This is a genomic window from Bacillus sp. Hm123 (genome assembly GCF_051842975.2).
Classification (GTDB): Bacteria; Bacillota; Bacilli; order Bacillales; family Domibacillaceae; genus Bacillus_CE.
Window position 1 is genome coordinate 174,702 of sequence record NZ_CM200277.1, and the last position, 15,610, is coordinate 190,311.

Annotated in this window: 11 protein-coding genes and 2 pseudogenes; 10 read left to right on the top strand and 3 right to left on the bottom strand. The window is 39.8% G+C overall.

Features of this window, described 5'->3' with window-relative positions; translation table 11 throughout:
• The first annotated feature begins 136 nt into the window (after positions 1-136).
• The 7 genes and pseudogenes from cdaA (at position 137) to ACSVDJ_RS01090 (ending at position 9,140) form a co-directional block, all read left to right on the top strand.
• Complete coding sequence (gene cdaA, locus ACSVDJ_RS01060; protein WP_439170730.1) at positions 137-973, top strand: diadenylate cyclase CdaA; 837 nt, start codon at positions 137-139, stop codon at positions 971-973.
• Complete coding sequence (locus ACSVDJ_RS01065) at positions 966-1,949, top strand: CdaR family protein (RefSeq protein WP_439170729.1); 984 nt, start codon at positions 966-968, stop codon at positions 1,947-1,949. Before cdaA ends, ACSVDJ_RS01065 begins: the two co-directional genes overlap by 8 nt.
• 37 nt (positions 1,950-1,986) lie before the next feature.
• Positions 1,987-3,336, top strand: a complete 1,350-nt coding sequence (gene glmM, locus ACSVDJ_RS01070) for a phosphoglucosamine mutase (protein ID WP_439170728.1) — start codon at positions 1,987-1,989, stop codon at positions 3,334-3,336.
• A 425-nt stretch (positions 3,337-3,761) separates the two neighbouring features.
• A complete protein-coding gene (gene glmS / locus ACSVDJ_RS01075; protein WP_439170726.1) occupies positions 3,762-5,564 on the top strand; it encodes a glutamine--fructose-6-phosphate transaminase (isomerizing) in 1,803 nt (600 codons plus the stop codon).
• 246 nt (positions 5,565-5,810) lie between these two features.
• Positions 5,811-6,590: an alpha/beta fold hydrolase gene (locus tag ACSVDJ_RS01080; protein ID WP_439170725.1), complete on the top strand. Its 780-nt coding sequence runs from the start codon at positions 5,811-5,813 to the stop codon at positions 6,588-6,590.
• Positions 6,591-7,024: 434 nt separating this feature from the next.
• A pseudogene (locus ACSVDJ_RS01085) lies at positions 7,025-8,207 on the top strand (multidrug effflux MFS transporter).
• A gap of 534 nt (positions 8,208-8,741) precedes the next feature.
• Positions 8,742-9,140 (top strand): RidA family protein, encoded by a 399-nt coding sequence (locus ACSVDJ_RS01090; RefSeq protein WP_439170724.1) that lies wholly within the window; start codon positions 8,742-8,744, stop codon positions 9,138-9,140.
• A gap of 213 nt (positions 9,141-9,353) precedes the next feature.
• Here ACSVDJ_RS01090 and ACSVDJ_RS01095 read toward each other — a convergent pair whose 3' ends face one another.
• On the bottom strand, positions 9,354-10,364 hold the full coding sequence (locus ACSVDJ_RS01095; RefSeq protein ID WP_439170723.1) for an alpha/beta fold hydrolase: 1,011 nt from the start codon (positions 10,362-10,364) through the stop codon (positions 9,354-9,356).
• A gap of 134 nt (positions 10,365-10,498) precedes the next feature.
• On the opposite strand from ACSVDJ_RS01095, the gene ACSVDJ_RS01100 reads away from it, so the two are divergent.
• The gene (locus ACSVDJ_RS01100) at positions 10,499-11,380 is read left to right on the top strand and encodes a LysR family transcriptional regulator (protein WP_439170744.1); all 882 of its coding nucleotides are present in this window, start codon (positions 10,499-10,501) and stop codon (positions 11,378-11,380) included.
• 234 nt (positions 11,381-11,614) lie between these two features.
• Here the strand turns inward: ACSVDJ_RS01100 and ACSVDJ_RS01105 are convergent.
• Positions 11,615-11,770, bottom strand: a pseudogene (locus ACSVDJ_RS01105) (DJ-1/PfpI family protein); the annotation flags it as partial.
• A gap of 275 nt (positions 11,771-12,045) precedes the next feature.
• Between ACSVDJ_RS01105 and ACSVDJ_RS01110 the strand changes: the two are divergent.
• Complete coding sequence (locus ACSVDJ_RS01110; protein WP_439170721.1) at positions 12,046-13,482, top strand: alpha/beta hydrolase family protein; 1,437 nt, start codon at positions 12,046-12,048, stop codon at positions 13,480-13,482.
• Positions 13,483-13,535: 53 nt separating this feature from the next.
• Here the strand turns inward: ACSVDJ_RS01110 and ACSVDJ_RS01115 are convergent, their stop codons facing one another.
• Positions 13,536-14,537 (bottom strand): MerR family transcriptional regulator, encoded by a 1,002-nt coding sequence (locus tag ACSVDJ_RS01115; RefSeq protein ID WP_439170720.1) that lies wholly within the window; start codon positions 14,535-14,537, stop codon positions 13,536-13,538.
• Between the two features lie 407 nt (positions 14,538-14,944).
• Here ACSVDJ_RS01115 and ACSVDJ_RS01120 point away from each other — a divergent pair, with 407 nt between their 5' ends.
• Positions 14,945-15,601, top strand: coding sequence for a uridine kinase family protein (locus ACSVDJ_RS01120; protein ID WP_439170719.1), 657 nt, complete (start codon positions 14,945-14,947; stop codon positions 15,599-15,601).
• Positions 15,602-15,610 lie beyond the last annotated feature (9 nt).

The following is a 15,610-nucleotide window of genomic DNA, read 5'->3' on the forward strand; positions in this document are numbered from 1 at the left end:
AAATAAGCATCTCTCAATGTAAGAAGCGGTTTCGCTTCTTTTTTCGTTTTAGAATAGACTATGCTATAATAGATTGGCTAAGAGAAACATACAGCCCTTATACGGCTAGAGTAATTACATTATTGGAGGATGTAATATGCCGTTTTCAACTTACTTTGATAATTTTTCATTGTTAGATTCTTTGTCTAACATATTAGATATATTGCTCGTATGGTTTGTTGTTTATAAATTGTTAATGATTATAAGAGGAACAAAGGCGGTTCAATTATTAAAGGGAATTTTCGTCATTGTGATCATTAGAAGCGTGAGTGGCTTGCTAGGGCTTGATACATTGAGCTGGATTATGCAGCAAGCGTTAACGTGGGGATTTCTAGCGGTGATCATTATCTTCCAACCAGAAGTGAGGCGGGCGCTTGAGCAGCTTGGGCGAGGGAGATTGTTTTCTCGAACGATGTCGCAAGAGGACGAAGATCAGCTGAATATGATAGACGCACTTGTGAAATCAGTTGGTTACATGGCGAAGCGACGGATCGGTGCTCTCATTTCCATTGAAAGGGAAACCGGTATGAACGATTATATTGAAACAGGAATTGCGATGAATTCAACGATATCATCGGAGCTGTTAATCAATATATTTATTCCGAATACACCCCTTCATGATGGAGCGGTTGTTATTCAGAAGAACCAAATTGCAGCAGCGGGTTGCTACTTGCCGCTTTCAGAAAACCCTTTTATCTCAAAAGAATTGGGGACTCGCCATAGAGCAGCTTTAGGGGTGAGTGAGGTAACAGATAGCATCACGATTGTCGTCTCAGAAGAAACGGGTGCGGTATCTATCGCCAAAAATGGGGATCTCTATCGCGACTTATCTGCTGAGGATTTTAAGAAGCTGTTGCAACATGACCTATTAACTGTTGAAAAAAGCGACTTCTCGAACCGGTGGAGCTGGAGGGGGAGAAAGAGCAATGGATAATTTTATCGATAGCCCGTGGTTTATGCGTGTCGTTGCTTTCTTACTGGCGATTTTATTATATACATCTGTCAACTTTGATGATTTTGAATTAAAGAAGAAAGTGGACGAATCTGCACAGGGAAGTACAGAGACCATTACGGATGTACCTATTCAGGCTTATTATGATAATGAAAATTTATTCGTATCTGGTATACCTAAAGCAGTCCAAGTTGAAATCGTTGGTCCGAAAAGCATCGTTCAATCGACGAAGCAAAATCAGGATTTTGAGTTGTTTATTGATTTAACGGATTTGAGTATCGGTGAGCACGTTGTACCAATTAAGCATAAGAATTTGTCAGATAAGCTAGACGTGACGATTCATCCTGAAGAAGTGGAGATAGCGATTGAAGAAAAGGTATCTAATCACTTTATTGTCGATCCTGAGTTTAATGACAATATGCTAGCGGAAGGGTATCAAGTAGAGGATTTATCCGTTGATCCGCGCCGAGTTAAAATAACGGGTTCAAAAGAAGCGGTTAATAAAATTGTTTATGTGAAAGCGACGCTTGATGTAAAAGAAAAGGTTGATAAAGAAACAACAGGTACAGCTAAAATTAGGGTGCTAGACAATGAACTGAATAAGCTCGACGTCAAAGTAGAACCAGAAACTGTACAAGTTTCGATCGCTGTTAAGAACCCAAGTAAGAAGATCAAGCTGAATGTATTTCCAAAAGGAACTCCACCAAAAGGAGTAACGGTCACATCCATCGAACCAGAAACAGATGAATTAACGATTTATGGGAAAGAATCTATTCTGAGTGATATGGAAGAATTAATGGTGCCGATTGATGTGTCTGCTGTAACAAAGGATACGACGATTAAGGTACCGATTGAATTAGGCGAAGGGTTAAACTTTGTCTCGCCGCAATTAGTGAAAGTGAAAGTATCAGTTGAAGGAAGCCCGGAAACGAAACCGGAAGAGAAAACTGATGAATAAGCTTTTTATTTGATGAAATAAAGGAGAGAATCTATCAATGGGTAAGTATTTTGGCACAGATGGAGTCAGAGGAGTAGCGAATACTGAACTAACTCCAGAGTTGGCGTTTAAGTTAGGAAGATTTGGTGGATACGTATTAACAAAGAACGCGGAACGTCCAAAGGTTTTAGTAGGAAGAGATACTCGTATTTCAGGGCATATGCTTGAAGGTGCTCTAGTTGCCGGCCTTTTATCCATCGGGGCAGAAGTGATGCGACTAGGCGTCATTTCTACTCCAGGTGTAGCTTACTTAACGAAAGCAATGGATGCACAAGCCGGAGTAATGATCTCAGCCTCTCATAATCCCGTAGCAGATAACGGTATTAAGTTTTTTGGATGCGACGGCTTTAAGCTGACGGATGAGCAAGAAGCAGAAATCGAAGCGCTACTTGATAAAGTAGACGATACATTGCCGCGTCCAACAGGCGGAGACCTCGGTCAGCTGAACGACTATTTTGAAGGTGGTCAAAAGTATATTCAGTACTTGAAGCAAACAGTGGATGAAGATTTCTCTAACATTCATATTGCTTTAGATTGTGCACATGGAGCGACATCTTCTTTAGCGACTCATTTGTTTGCGGATCTTGAAGCGGATATCTCGACAATGGGAACGTCTCCGAACGGACTAAACATTAACGACGGTGTCGGCTCTACGCATCCAGAAGCGTTAGCTGCTTTCCTAAAAGAAAAAGGAGCGAACATCGGTCTATCGTTTGATGGTGATGGCGATCGTTTAATTGCAATCGACGAAAAAGGAAATGTCGTGGATGGCGACCAAATTATGTTTATTTGTGCAAAATATTTAAACAAAGAAGGTCAATTAAAAGATTCTGTCGTTGTATCAACCGTGATGAGCAATCTTGGCTTCTATAAAGGACTTGAAGAGCTAGGCATTAACAGTGTACAAACAGCTGTTGGTGATCGCTATGTCGTTGAAGCAATGAGAAAGCATAATTATAATCTTGGTGGAGAGCAATCAGGTCACATTATCTTCCTTGATTACAACACAACAGGTGATGGCTTATTAACAGGTCTTCAGCTAGTTAATATTATGAACATGACGAAAAAGCCGTTATCTGAGCTAGCGGCAGAAATGAAGAAGTATCCGCAAATTTTAGTGAATGTGCGCGTATCAGATAAATATAAAGTAACAGAAAACGAAAGAGTAAAAGCAACAATCGAAGCGGTAGAAGCCGAAATGAACGGCAATGGCCGCGTCTTAGTTCGCCCGTCAGGAACAGAGCCACTCGTTCGCGTAATGGTAGAGGCAGTCACAGAAGAGCACTGCACAGCATACGTTGAACGAATTGCTGCTGTTGTCAGAGAAGAAATGGGTTTAAATGAGTAATTTCACAGTGAGAAAAAGGAAAAGGGGCGCACTGGCGCCTCTTTTTTCATATGCTGTTAATAGTATGCATTAACTTCAAGAAAATGCAGAAGAAGTTAGTTGACTAGAGGAATTTGAGTAGTGTATGATTATCGTGTTTTACTTCTATTTTTTTGAAAGGGGTGAAACAATGACGAAAAAATTTTAAAAAAGCGCCTGAACTAGCGGGAGAGAGCCTAGCTAGTTGACGAGGAGGAGGTTTATCGAACGTTCGGCGGATGCCTCCCGGTTGAAGGTTGTACAATCGTTAGTCCTTCCTTAAAACATAAGGGTAACCTTATACACAAAGGGAATGGGAAAACAACCGAGAAAAAAAGAGAGAAGAGGAGAGCGGCAACGGAGCGCTCTGCTTGATTGCCTGCTTTCCTCCAAGGAGGAAACAACCCATGTGCGGAATTGTTGGATATATCGGATTAAACGATACGAAGGAAATTTTATTAAAAGGTTTAGAAAAGCTTGAGTACCGTGGCTACGACTCAGCGGGAATTGCTGTAAGAAACGAAGAAGGCATTCATGTGTTCAAAGAAAAAGGTCGCATTGCGGATTTAAGAAAAGTTGTCGACCTAAACGTTGAATCTACGACAGGAATTGGACATACTCGCTGGGCAACGCACGGAGCACCAAGCAAGCACAACGCCCATCCTCATCAAAGTGTATCTGGTCGCTTTACTCTTGTTCATAACGGGGTCATCGAAAACTATGAACAATTGACAAAGGAATACTTGTTAGATGTGGCTTTGCAAAGTGATACGGATACAGAAGTGATCGTGCAGCTAGTGGAGATCTTCGCAAGCGAAGGCTTAGACACAGAAGAAGCTTTCCGTAAAACATTAAATCTATTAAAAGGCTCGTACGCTTTAGCCCTTTTAGATAGCGAAACGGAAGAAACAATCTTTGTCGCAAAGAATAAAAGCCCACTACTTGTCGGACTTGGAGAAGACTTCAATGTCGTTGCTTCAGATGCGATGGCGATGATTCAAGTGACGGATCAATTCGTCGAACTAATGGATAAAGAAATGGTCATCGTCACAAAAGAGCAAGTAACGATTAAGAAGCTTGACGGTGAAGTGGTCGAGCGCGCACCTTACACAGCGGAACTAGATGCGAGCGACATCGAAAAAGGCACATATGCTCACTACATGATGAAAGAAATCGATGAGCAGCCACTTGTGATGCGAAAAATCATTCAAGCTTATCGAAACGACCAAGACAAACTGACAGTCGATGAAGAGATCCTTGCGGCGTTAAACAAAGCGGATCGCCTTTATATTATTGCTTGCGGAACAAGCTACCATGCCGGTCTTCTCGGTAAGCAATATATTGAAAAATTAGCGAAGATCCCAACAGAGGTACACGTAGCGAGCGAATTTGTTTACAATATGCCATTACTATCTGAGAACCCATTATTCATCTTCATCTCTCAAAGCGGTGAAACAGCAGATAGTCGTGCCGTATTAGTCAAAACGAAAGAACTTGGCTACAAATCATTAACGATCACAAACGTACCTGGATCTACACTATCTCGTGAAGCAGACTACACGCTATTGCTTCATGCAGGCCCAGAAATCGCTGTTGCCTCTACTAAGGCCTACACAGCCCAAATCGCTGTCCTTGCGATCCTAGCGAATGCAGCGGCTCAATCACGCGGCGAAAACGTACCATTCAACCTCGCCAAAGAAATCGGCATCGCAGCTAACGCGATGGAAGTACTTTGCGACGCCAAAGACGAATTCGAACAAATCACGCGTGACTACCTAGCAACAACACGCAACTGCTTCTTCATCGGCCGCTCCATCGACTTCTTCGTCGGCCTTGAAGGCGCACTAAAACTAAAAGAAATCTCTTACATCCAAGCAGAAGGATTCGCTGGTGGAGAACTAAAACACGGCACCATCGCCCTCATCGAAGACGGCACACCAGTCATCGCTTTAGCGACACAAGAAAGCGTCAACCTAAGCATCCGCGGAAACGTCAAAGAAGTAGCCGCGCGCGGTGCCAACCCATGCATCATCTCAATGAAGGGCCTAGAAGCCGAAGACGACCGCTTCGTCATCCCAGAAGTGCATGAACTACTCACACCACTCGTTTCGATCGTTCCGCTGCAGCTAATCGCTTACTACGCAGCATTACATCGTAACTGTGATGTCGATAAACCACGGAATTTGGCGAAGAGTGTTACGGTGGAGTAAGAGAGAGATTTGATAAAAACAACCTGTGGATTTAAAATAAAGTCGCGATGTTTGTAAAAAAGATGCGATGTTTAAAATAAAGTCACGATGTTTATAAAAAAGATGCGAAGTTTTGCCCCTTTGGATTTCGAATTGTCCAAAGGGGCATTTTGTGGTAAAAATAAGATAATGATCTTCCGCAAACGGGTCAGATTGTTTAACATCAAATTAGTAGATTCGTGTGACGGTAAAGAGAGGTGAAACGACATGGATTTGTATTATCGGGAATACGGTGATAGAGATGCCTCGCTAATTGTATTTTTACATGGTGGAGGAGTAAGTAGTTGGATGTGGGATAAACAAGTTCAATACTTAACTAATTACCATTGCGTGACTGTTGATTTACCAGAACAGGGACAAAGCGCACAAAAAGATGAGTTTTCGATTGAGAACAGTGCATATAGGATCATTGAATTGATTAATGAATTAGCAAATGGAAAAGATGTCATTGTTATCGGTTTTTCTTTAGGGGCGCAAATTCTTGTTCAAATGTTAAGTTATAGATCAGATTTAATTAATTATGCAATCATAAATAGTGCCTTAGTGAAACCAAATAGACTCGGGGAAAAGGTAATTAGCCCTTTAATTCGTTTAACATTCCCATTGATTAAAAATAGGACTTTTTCACAGCTTCAAGCGAAAACACTCTTTATCGGTGAAGAACACTTTGAAAGATATTATAACGAAAGTTGCCAGATGGAACGAAAGACTCTTGTCAGGATACTAAAAGAAAATATGTCATTTGAAATACCTGCTGAGTTCAGCGAAGCAAAAGGAAAAATACTGGTGACTGTGGGAGACAAAGAAAAAGCTGTTATGAAAAAATCAGCATCTGAAATCGTGAATTGTAACGAAAATTGTACTGGTGTGATTATTTCTAAAATTGGTCATGGCGTGCCGTTGTCAAAACCAGATTTATTTAATCAAATCATTGAAAAATGGATAAATGGTGAGAAATTGCCGGAGGAATGTAAGGAGATAGTTTGAAATCTGACTATACCGCAATCGGGCGCGATTGTTGAACAACAGAAGTAGAAAATGAGCAAACTTTTTTTATAAAAGTTATATAGTGCTTCACAAAGAATGAACCTGTTTTGATCAATCTTTTTTCAAAATAGGTTCTTTTGATTTAACGTAAAATGTGGGTTTTCAAGGTGTTTTTAATCAAACTTTATTTTAAAGCTACACCCCTTAGGATAATATTTCCTTAAGAGGTTTTTTTGGTTTGGAATAAAGTTCGATCGTTTATAAAAAAAGTCGCACCGTTTTATCCCTTTGGATGGTATAATTTTTTACGTATTTTTAATTTAGAAGGAAGTGAATTCATGAGTGATTTAGAAAAAATCAAACTCGTGAAGCCACCATTTCCCAAGCTACGATGTTTTTCTTTCAAACCTATAATTATCTAGGAGAGGATTATTTTGAAGAAAAACATCGGAAACAAAACACCTAGCTTATTATTACTGATTGTATTAGTAGGCTTCCCACAAATTAGTGAAACTATTTTTAGCCCATCATTACCTTCTATCGCAGAAGCGTTTGAAACTTCTATGAGTGATGCACAGCTTACGATGAGTGTGTACTTTATCGCTTTTGCCTTCGGAGTATTTTTCTTTGGGCGTTTATCTGATAGAATCGGTCGTCGCAAGGCAATGCTTTATGGGCTGTTTTTATATTTTGTTGGTAACGTACTTTGTTTAGTAGCAAATGAAATGGCGGTTTTATTAGTCGCACGCTTTATTCAAGCGTTTGGTGCAAGTGTTGGCTCTGTCGTAACACAAACGATTTTACGCGAAAGCTTTTCGGGTGTTGAGCGTCATAAATTGTTTGCTCAAATTTCAGCTGCCCTTGCCTTCACACCAGCCATTGGCCCGTTAATCGGTGGTTTTACCGATTATTATTTTGGCTTTAAAGTTGTATTTTTGGTGTTAGTTGCTATGAGCGTTATTGTATTTTGCTATGCGTTTTTACGCTTACCTGAAACAATGCTTGCTACAATCGAAATGAAGCCCATACTACCAATAGTGAAGCGCATGATTACAAATGCTCGTCTATGGCGCATTAATTGGCGGTATTAACGGTGTATTATTTAGCTATTATACTGAAGCACCGTTTATTTTTACGCAATACTTTACACTAACAAGTGCGATGTATGGTTTTTTAGGCGTTATCGTTGCGCTCGCTTCTATCGCAGGTGCTCTTGCTTCTAAACGACTCGTTAGCCACACAAGACCTGAGAAGATTATCGTACGCGGGTTAGCCATTATGCTCATCGGTACATTGTTCGCTACATCGGTACATTTTTTACCGATTTCATTACAAATGCCAATCATGATTGTTAGTGTGTTCATTATTTTATTTGGTACAGGTACCGCTTTACCAAATTGTTTAAGCTTAGCGCTCAATGATTTTCAAGACGTCATTGGTTCTGCGGGTGCGATATTTAGCTTAGGTTATTATTTACTCGTCAGCGCTATAATCTATGGTATGAGCGTTTTCCATAACGGAACAATCCTTGCGATGCCACTATATTTTTTAGCACTAGGGATTGTTATGCTTTTAATAAGCTTACCGTTACTTTATAAAAAAGATGCGATGCTTTAAAAAAGTTGCACCGTTTAAAAAAGATAAATACTTGACCCTCATGCCACGTAATAGAGGTCACTATATCATTTGTAAGTCAAGTCGAAAATATTTAGGCACCTTGAAAGTGATTAAACTTTTTTATAAAAACTAAATTTAAATCTGTTGGGTAAGAATCCATTTTGATCAATCTTTTTTCAAAATGGATTCTTTTTATTTTGTATAAAATCTAGGTTTTTATGGTATTTTTAATCAAACTTTATTCTAAAACTACAATTATAAGCCTTGTTTGAAGATTTGCGGAATAAACCTTAGATTAGTATTTAAGTTGCGTAAAGAACCTATTTCCTATAAAATAATAATTATCAAAAATCTTGTCATTTTAAGAGAGAGGAGTGTTCACCCATGAAGAAAAAATCACTTAAGTTTTTATCTTGCGGATATGGATACTCCACTGCTGTTTTTTTCTAGAAATCTTTTCAAGGGTGAAGTGTGTCCAAATTTGATTTTCTAGGCAAAACTGCAGAAAAATCTTTTAAATGGCGAGGTAAATAAATGGAAAACGAAAAAATCACAAGAAAAAACCCAACAAGTGCGCCTGCACCAGTTGGCAATTACACACATATTACAAAGATTCCAAGGAATGCAGAGTTATACGTGACATCAGGTCAAATCGGTGTAGATCGAAATGGACAATTTCCACAAACTATGAATGAACAAGTAAGTAATACGTTTATCAATATAAAAACAGTAATAGATTCTGAGGATTTAAGCGCTGAAAACATTATTAAAGTGAACGTATGGGCTACTGAGAAAATTGATTGGGAGTTCTTATATTCAGAGTGGGAACAATTATTTGGAAATGATTATCCGGCAATGACGATTGGATATATTGCTGAGTTAGGTTTACCTGAGATAAAAATTGAAATAGAAATTTGGGCAGCTAAAGTATAAAACTTAAACGCACTTCATCAAAACCATGGAGCATCTAAACTAGATGATTCCATGGTTTTTAATATGAGCATATTTTAAGAAATTTGTATTATAAAGCTACACTTAGTCAAACTTCTTTGATGTACAATCAGCTCTATACGGTAAAACGAAGTGTCATGCAAACTTAGAAGAAGTATAAGCTAATTCTCTGTTATTAGATAAGGACATTCACTATTACAACTGTAAAAATTGTTTCAGATGGTTGTCTATCACGAGAGAATCTTGTTCGTTTTGTCCGATTCCAAAGCAATGTCCCCACTTGGATTCTACTGGTCTAAAAACAGCGTTAGGCATGTGTTTCACTTCATATGCATTATCCTCTGGAGGAAAAAATAGATCGGTTGATCCGGGCATAACGAGGGCATTGGCGGTGATACGGTTTAATGCCTGTTCAAAATTGCTGTTGTCACGGGGATTGGCGCTAATGTCGCCGTTAATCCCTGTACGGAGCATGGCAATTAAGTCGTTGGCATCGAAGGTGAGGAATACTTGATCCCAATAGTCTTCCAAATAGGCCTTTAACGTCGAGTATCCTTCTGCCTGATAGAGCTGCTCTAAATAATAAGCTTGAGAAAACCCCCACGGAGCATAGGCGCGTCCCATTGCGGCAAGTCCTGCTGTAGGCTGATGGGTATAGAAGCCTTTCTTCCAGTTGGAGTCCGCTTGCAATGATGCGATAAGGCTTTCAAAGACAACCTGTGCATGTGGTCTAGTCTTTGCTGTTCCGCCAAACGGTGCAATCCGCTCGACCATCTCAGGATAGCTTGTTCCCCATTGAAAGGTTTGCAGCGCACCGAGAGACCAGCCAACGACTAGAGCAATTTTCTTAATATCAAATTTCTCCGTTACGAGTCGATGTTGTAGCTGAACATTATCATAAATCGTAATGAGCGGGAAATTTCCTTTATTAAAAGGGGCTTGTGTATTGCTTGGAGAAGATGATAGACCATTTCCCAACATATTAGGCACAATAATAAAATATTTGTCTGGATCGAGTGCTTTGCCGGAGCCAATTAACCACTCATTATCAGTGTGATGGCCAGCAAACCAGGTAGGATAGACAATTACATTTGACTTCGTTGAATTTAGAGTTCCGTAGGTTTTATAAGCAAGAAAGGCTTGAGGCAGTTTTTGCCCCGATTGCAGCACAATATCTCCTAACGAATAAATTTCGTAATCTTTCATGATTCAACTCTCCTTTATTATAAAAGAATTTATAGTGAAACTTGATCTTTACTTTACGATACTGTTACCATCAAAACAACGAAACGTTTTTGATTATAATGTTCAATTTTTTTGAATTGAAAGGTGCTGTTCTAATGGAAATTCGCCAACTAAAAACATTTTGGACACTTGCTTCCACACGCAGCTTTAGCCGCACTGCTGAAGTATTGAACTATGTTCCGTCTACTGTAACTATGCAAATCAAGGCTTTAGAAGAAGAGTTGGGGGTTAAGTTACTGGATCGCTTAGGCAAGAGTGTCGTATTAACAGATGCAGGTCATCAATTGTTACCCTATGCTAACAAAATTTTAAATGATATAGAGGAGGCTCGGTATGTCTCAAGTCAGAGCGGAGAATTAACTGGTACGATTACTATTGGTGCAGACGAAGTACTCTGTACATATCGGCTACCCGCGTTACTCCGGCATTTTCGTGAACAATATCCGCACGTTCGTCTTTTGTTTAGGCCTCTATCTAGTCACAATTTGAAGCAGAGTCTGAGAGAAGGAAATGTTGATGTGGTCTTTATACTGGATGAACCGATCCTATCTACGGACCTTCATACAGAGCTTTTATTGGACGAATCATTTCTTATGGTCGTTTCCCCTGATCATCCATTAGCTTCATGCTCTACATTAAGCATAGAAGATTTTAATAGGGAGCATATGCTATTAAGTGAAAAGGGTTGCTCTTATCGGACGTTCTTCTATCGCACGTTATTGCGAAAAGGTGCTGATAGCTTGACGGAACTAGAGTTTAATAGTGTAGAGGCCATTAAACAGTGTGCAATGGTTGGGCTTGGTATTGCCTTATTACCTGAAATGGCGCTAAAGGGAGAGTTGGAGCGGGGGGAACTAGTTACTTTGCCTTGGGATTTATCTGAAATCCGATTTGCTACTCAAATGTTGTGGCATCAAGAGAAATGGATTTCACCATCGTTAAGGGCCTTTATAGAATCGGCAAGAAATTTGTTATAGTGAGTTTCTGTAGCTTTGAAACAAAGTTTGATCAAAATCCTGTACTAAAAAGTATGGGGTTTTTCTTTAGAATATGGATTACGCTTTTTATCAAGACCTAATTCATAAAAAGTCTTATAAAATAGAGGTTGGTACATATTAGTCATGACTAATATGTACCAACCTCTTACTTCTTTTTCAAAAATCGCACCGTTTGTTCAATAATGATTTAAATTACAATATCATATTCCATTCTACTAAGTTTCCTTTTTCTGATACCGTTTCAACAACAAAAGGTTTTTCATCATTTTCTAATGTTGTTACTGAAAAAACTTCAAATGGTCCTGCAAAATCTAAAACCTCTACATCATCAAATAGAAAAATTCCTACTCTCCACTGTTTGTTATTCATTTGAGATTCCCTCTTTAGAAAATTTATTTTTAGTTAATTTTACTATAAAAGCTCTTCAGCGGATATCTGTGTTGACGTCGGACGATACTTTTTGGTGATGTTGGAACGAATACTAGCATGAAAATAAATCAAAAGACACCTTAAATATTTCTGATTCGCTTTTTGGATAAAGGGCAGTGAATGGATCAATAGGATAAGGCTTGAATCTTCACCTACTGGATATTGTATCGTTTAAGTTAGCAAGAAGCTAATGTGAACGAGGAGGTTCAATTCTTATGAGGTTTTTTGAGATGATATTTATTGTCTTCAATATTTTGATGGTTGGATGGATCATATTTTCCAAGAGAAAGCTGCTACGTGGGCTGCTTATTGGTTTCAGCGTTTCTGCCATCATTATGCTGCTGCATGGGATTATAGAAGGAATACGCTGGCAGATGATTCCGGCTTATGCGATGACCGTAGTTCCGTTAGCGGTTGTAGTTGGCAGATTGATGTCCAATCCGGCGAAGTCTGATGAGCGGGTGGGGAAAAAAGCATCCCGTGTAAAACTTATAACGGTGACAGTGCTAGCGATAATTTATTCATTCGTGACCGTGGCGTTGCCGCTCATACTTCCGGTATTTACCTTCGAAAAGCCAACGGGTCCGTACAAAATAGGCACGGTTACATATGAATGGATAGATGAACAGCGTGAAGAAACGTTTACGCCTGAGTCTGGTGACAAACGAAAGGTAGTAGTACAAATTTGGTACCCTGCCGATTCGAAAGCGAAAGGCAAGCTAGTCCCTTATCTATCCGACGGGGATGTATATGCAGAGGGATTGAGTAAGGCTTTGAATATGCCGGAGTTATTGTTTACCACTTTTGGTCATGTGAAGACGCATGCCATCGAAAACGTAGAGATTTCCAATCTGGAATCTGTCTATCCGGTACTACTGTTCTCTCATGGATTTACTATGTTTAAGAACCAGAACACCTTTCAGATCGAGCAATTAGTCAGTCAGGGCTATATCGTGGTAGGGATCGATCACACTTACAGTAGTGCAGCAACCGTTTTTGCCGATGGGCGCGTAGCCTACTATGTGCCGCAAGATAAAGATTCAGCCGACTATTTAGATCAAGCCAATGAGGGATGGGTAGAGGATGCGAAGTTCGCACTCGATCAATTGGAGAAGCTGGCCACAAATGATCTGAACCAACGTTTTACGGGACGAATGGATATGGAGAACGTGGGGATGTTCGGTCACTCTTTCGGTGGGGCAACAAGTACCCAAATGCTCATGAGAGACGATAGAATCAAAGCGGCCATTAATATGGATGGGGTCCTCTATGGTAAGCTCCGAGTTCTTGAAGAAGGTTTGAAGAAGCCTTTTCTATTAATGAGTGCTGATCACTCTTTAAATATTGCTCAGCAGATGACAGATCAGGAGCAAGCTCAGATGATGGAACGTGTGCTTGCCCGGTACGATCATGTGACAGAGGGCGGGAATTACTGGTTGACAATAAATCAAAATGACCATGTGGGCTTCACTGATTTCTACTTGCTCTCACCGTTATTCGAGCGGATGGTAGACGTCAATATACGAAAGGTTCACCGTATCATTAACGATTACTCGCTGGACTTCTTTAATCATTATTTGAAACAGCAGCCCTTTAAGCTATTGGAGAAAAATATTGGCGAGCATCCTGACTACACGCTGCAAAAAGATTAAGCCTTATATATGAATCGTTGAGGGCCTTAAGCCCTCGATGATCCGTGAAGGGCTTATTGACGCTGAAGTCTCCATTGGACACCTTGATATAATAAGAGATTTCCTTTATACAGCTGGTGATATTGCGGGCTAATGATGGCGCATAACGTATTACATCGTTCGAGAGGCTTTGTTCGAGTACTCTCACAATATTCGACAAAGCGATGGAAGAACTCTTCTTTAGGGCCCAATTGCTCTGAATTCGCAAACAGCATGGCCATATCCTCGACAATGCTCTGTACAACTTGGCTTCCCGCTGAACATTTTTGCTTCAATGCATTATTCAACCGATCCTGGATATTTTCAAGCTTTCTGATCCATATAGACGCATGATCTCGAGGCTGATGGACGACATGAGAGAACAACAACTCGACATTTTTGAGATCCGCTACAAACTGAGGGTCGTTCATGAGCTCTTGCAGCTCTTGCCATGCAGCCGTTTGTTTAGCGGTTGTTTTAGGCTGATGGACGACATACTTGTTGAAAAAAAATAACATTGGATTTCTCCATTCAGAAGGAATCCTGTCAAACATGTTCAAGGCCTCTACTTTCTCAGAAATGAACTGTTTCCGTTTTTCGATGGTTAATGCTTTTTCATGCACGAGATCGTAAAGGTATCGTAGGGAATGCTCTTGGTGCTGTTTCGCTTGACGTAAAATCGTAATCATATTCGTAAGCGCGCTAACCTGCGTCGTGAGTGATTCGATCTGCCAGTCAAGTGCTTTTTCAACCGGTAATTCTCCAGAAATGAGCTGGCTTATTTCATCAATGCCAAAATCCAGATAGCGCAAAGTAATAATCAGCTCTAAACGCCAGATATCTTCTTCCGTATATAATCGATGTCCCCCTTCTGTGTAGCTAGTAGGTTTGACTAATCCAATTTCATCGTAGTAACGGACGGTTCTGACCTGAATTCCAACCATTTTGGCCACTTCCCCAATCGAAAAGGTACCAGCCTCAGCTCTACAATCAGAAACATATTGTTTCTGAAAATCCATGTTGCTGTTTGAATGCAAATGACTCACCTCCAACACCTTATTTTACTATCTCCAGTACATGGAGATTCAATCCGATTATACTGCATAAGCGCGCTGATTGCTTAATCTGCTACTAAGCATAGCTAACTTCTGCTATAATGTTATCTACATAATATTTATCCCGCATTAACGGGCTGTAAGATTTCCACCTCAACATGGCAGGAGAATGAACTGAAGCGCAAGCGTGTAGGTGGGGGGATCAACAGCCGGTAAACGCCCGATTGGTTCGGGTCTGCACGATGCAGGTTACAAAGGCGTTGCAACATTAGCCTTTGTCCCTCTTGAGAAGAATGGACCAATGAGGTTCATTTTTTTGTTAGAAAATAGCTGGCTTTAAGTTGGCATTATTGTTGCGCTGCATGATTGCATATACGAGGGGGAGCATAATGGATAAATTATTACAAGAAATCATAAATTGGATCGGTATGACAGATAAACAGATTATTATTGGCATTTCGGGGCATGGTGCTGCTGGAAAAACAACGTTTGCTAATAGGCTCGTAAATCAACTAAATCAAAATGAAGTGAGTTATATTAATACAGATCCATACATTGTGGATTCAAACATACGAAAGCATGCAATTATTCACTATACATATCAAAATGAAGATCATCATTATAAAATGACGGCTTGTCATCCGTCAGCGCATCATTTGCCTGCTTTAGAAAGAGATGTTCAGATGGTTAGAGCTGGTTTAGATTTATATACGATAGATACGCATTATATGAAAAGCGAGTTAATTTCTTCAAAAAACAAAGTAACGATTGTAGAAGGAATGAATGTCGCATTTATTAATCCCGATTTATTTGATTTGAAAATTTACTTTTATACAGATAGCGAAACGGAATTAATGAGAAGATCTAGTCGTGATATCGTTGAAAGGGGAGCCGATATCAATTATTTAAGGCAGTCTCATCAAGAACGTCGGATTCAGTACGAAGTGTTTATGCATCCGTACAGTCAGCGTTTTGATATTATTATCAAAAATTCCGATGAAGCAATATGTTTAGAGAAAAATACATTCGAGTTTTATGAATCCTAAGCAAAAAAT

Excerpts from the sequence above, each read along its gene's own strand:
- ACSVDJ_RS01080 (WP_439170725.1), top strand. The coding sequence starts at position 5,811 with ATGGATTTGTATTATCGGGAATACGGTGATAGAGATGCCTCGCTAATT.
- ACSVDJ_RS01065 (WP_439170729.1), top strand. The coding sequence starts at position 966 with ATGGATAATTTTATCGATAGCCCGTGGTTTATGCGTGTCGTTGCTTTC.
- cdaA (WP_439170730.1), top strand. The coding sequence starts at position 137 with ATGCCGTTTTCAACTTACTTTGATAATTTTTCATTGTTAGATTCTTTG.
- glmM (WP_439170728.1), top strand. The coding sequence starts at position 1,987 with ATGGGTAAGTATTTTGGCACAGATGGAGTCAGAGGAGTAGCGAATACT.
- ACSVDJ_RS01110 (WP_439170721.1), top strand. The coding sequence starts at position 12,046 with ATGAGGTTTTTTGAGATGATATTTATTGTCTTCAATATTTTGATGGTT.
- glmS (WP_439170726.1), top strand. The coding sequence starts at position 3,762 with ATGTGCGGAATTGTTGGATATATCGGATTAAACGATACGAAGGAAATT.
- ACSVDJ_RS01120 (WP_439170719.1), top strand. The coding sequence starts at position 14,945 with ATGGATAAATTATTACAAGAAATCATAAATTGGATCGGTATGACAGAT.
- ACSVDJ_RS01100 (WP_439170744.1), top strand. The coding sequence starts at position 10,499 with ATGGAAATTCGCCAACTAAAAACATTTTGGACACTTGCTTCCACACGC.
- ACSVDJ_RS01090 (WP_439170724.1), top strand. The coding sequence starts at position 8,742 with ATGGAAAACGAAAAAATCACAAGAAAAAACCCAACAAGTGCGCCTGCA.
- ACSVDJ_RS01095 (WP_439170723.1), bottom strand. The coding sequence starts at position 10,364 with ATGAAAGATTACGAAATTTATTCGTTAGGAGATATTGTGCTGCAATCG.